Below are 2,831 nucleotides of genomic sequence, written 5' to 3'. Positions count from 1 at the left end.
CGCCCAACAGGGCTACCACTACGGCCCCGCCTGCCAAGCCCTCCACACCGCCTGGCAACACCACAACACCATCTACGCCGAAGTCCACCTCCCCGACACCACCACCAACCACCGCTACACCCTCCACCCCATCCTCCTCGACGCCGCCCTGCACGCGGCCGCCCTGGCCGATCCGGACGGAGCCGGCGGCGTTCCGTTCACCTGGCGCGGCGTCACCCGGTGGACGACCGGCCACTCCGCCTTGCGGGTCCGACTCACCCCGACCGGGGCCGGCGCGGTGCGGATCGACCTGGCAGACCTCACCGGCGCACCGGTCGCGTCGGTGGAGTCCCTGAGCACCCGACCCGCGACGGCCACGGATCAGGTCGAGTGGTCGTCGCTCTACCAGCTCGACTGGATCCCGGTAGCCCGTCCGGCCCATACCGCCACCCCGCACCCCGAGCCGCGGACGGCCCCGGCGCCGACCACCGACCCGCCGGAGTCCGCCCGGGTCGCCACGCACTGGCTGCTCGACCAGCTGACCGGCGCGCTTGCCGATGACCGGACCCGGCTGGCTGTGGTGACCCGTGGCGCGGTCGCCACCGGTACGGACGCCGACGTGAACCTCGCGCACGCGCCGCTGTGGGGCCTGTTGCGCTCCGCCCGCGCCGAGCATCCGGGCCGGTTCGTCGCGATCGACCTCGACGACCGGGAGAGCTCCCGGGACGCGCTGCCCGCCGCGCTCGACCTGGCCGAGCCCGAGGTCGCCATCCGGGACGGTCAGCTGCTCGTTCCCCGGCTGTCCCGGGTACCGGCCGGCACCGGTACCGGTGCCCCGGACCTGGCCCCCGGGGGAACAGTGCTCATCACGGGCGGAACCGGCAGTCTCGGCCGCCTGGTCGCGCGTCACCTGGTCACCCGACACTGCGTCCGGCACCTGACCCTGGTCAGCCGGCGCGGCCCGGCCACCCCCGGCACCGAGGAACTGGTCGACGAGCTCACCGGGCACGGCGCTACGGTGTCGGTGGTAGCCGGCGACGTCGCCGAGCCGGACACGGTTGCCCGGATCTGCGCGGGCATCCCCACCGAACATCCGCTGACCGCGGTCGTACACGCCGCCGGGCTCCTCGACGACGCCCTGATCTCGGACCTCACTCCGGCCCGGCTCGACGCGGTCCTCCGGGCCAAGGCGGACGCCGCCTGGCACCTGCACCAGGCCACCATGGACGCCGACCTGGCCGCGTTCGTGCTGTTCTCTTCGGCCTCCGGTACCCTGGGCGCCGCCGGTCAGGGCAACTACGCCGCCGCCAACGCGTTCCTGGACGCCCTCGCCCAGCACCGCCGGGGGACAGGGCGGCCGGCGGTGTCGCTCGGCTGGGGGCTGTGGGACCAGGATGGCGGCCTCACCGCCGGACTCTCCCCGACCGATCGGCGGCGATTGGCCGAGGCCGGGGTCGGCGCGCTGACCGCCGAGGCCGGGCTGCGGCTGCTCGACGCGGCCATCGGAGTGGGCCGCGCGGCGCTCTACCCGATACACCTCGACCCGACCTCGATCAGTCCCACCGATCCGGCGGCGCCGCTGCTGCGCGGCTTCCGCCGGCGGGCCGGCAACCCAAGCGGGCCCACCGAGGCCGCCGAGGATTTCGTTGGCCGGCTGCGCGGCAGGTCCGATCTGGAGATAGAGCAAATCCTGGCCAACCTGGTCCGGACCCACGTCGCGGTGGTACTCGGGCACCGCAGCGGCGACGCGGTCGCGGCCGACCGGCCCTTCACCGAACTGGGCTTCGACTCGCTGGCCGCCCTTGACCTGCGCAGCCGCCTCGCCGACGCCACCGGCCTGCGGCTGGCTGCCACCCTGGTTTTCGATCACCCCACCGCGCTCGCGGTCGCCCAACACCTGCGATCCCAAGTCACCGGCGGGAGTTCCGGCCTCGCCGCCGCGCCCAGTTCCGTCGCCGGCTCCGACGAGCCGATCGCGATCGTCGGCATGGCCTGCCGGCTGCCCGGCGGGGTCGGCTCGCCCGAGGACCTGTGGGACCTGGTCGCCGCGGGACGTGACGGGATCGGCGACTTCCCGGAGGACCGGGGCTGGGACATCGAGCGGTGGTACGACCCGGAGCCCGGTCGCCCCGGCAAGACGTACGTGCGGGCCGGAGGCTTCCTCGCCGGGGCCGGTGCTTTTGACGCCAGTTTCTTCGGGATCAGTCCGCGTGAGGCGGTGTTGATGGATCCGCAACAGCGGTTGCTGTTGGAGGTGTCGTGGGAGGCGTTCGAGCGGGCCGGAATCGTGCCGGCCACTCTGCGGGGGAGCCGGACCGGGGTGTTCGCCGGGGTGATGTACCACGACTACCCGGGCAGCGCGAGCGTTGGCAGTGTGGTCTCCGGCCGGATCGCGTACACCCTCGGGCTGGAGGGGCCGGCGGTGAGTGTGGATACCGCGTGCTCGTCGTCGTTGGTCGCGTTGCACTGGGCGGCGCACGCGCTCCGGCAGGGGGAGTGTGATCTGGCGCTGGCCGGTGGGGTGACGGTGATGGCCACCCCGGAGACGTTCGTGGAGTTCAGCGGGCAGGGTGGATTGTCCCGCGACGGGCGGTGCCGGTCGTACGCGGACGGCGCGGATGGCACCGGTTGGGCCGAGGGTGTCGGGGTGCTGTTGTTGGAGAGGCTGTCTGATGCTCAGCGCAACGGTCATGAGGTTCTTGCGGTGGTGCGTGGTTCGGCGGTTAACCAGGACGGTGCGTCCAACGGCATTACCGCGCCGAGTGGGTTGGCGCAGCAGCGGGTGATTCGTGCGGCGTTGGCGAACGCTGGGCTGGATGTGCGTGGTGTTGACGCGGTGGAGGGTCACGGCA

The 2,831-nt window shown here is 73.0% G+C and carries 1 protein-coding gene; it reads left to right on the top strand.

Going from position 1 to position 2,831, the window contains the following annotated elements; all coding sequences use genetic code 11:
- Positions 1 to 2,831, top strand: a 2,831-nt coding sequence (locus E1258_RS31690; protein WP_132407548.1) for an SDR family NAD(P)-dependent oxidoreductase, incomplete at both ends; no start/stop codon positions are given.

The sequence above is a fragment of the Micromonospora sp. KC207 genome, assembly GCF_004348615.1.
GTDB lineage: Bacteria > Actinomycetota > Actinomycetes > Mycobacteriales > Micromonosporaceae > Micromonospora.
The sequence above is the reverse complement of the archived record's forward strand: the minus strand, read 5'-3'. Positions and strand labels throughout refer to the sequence as shown.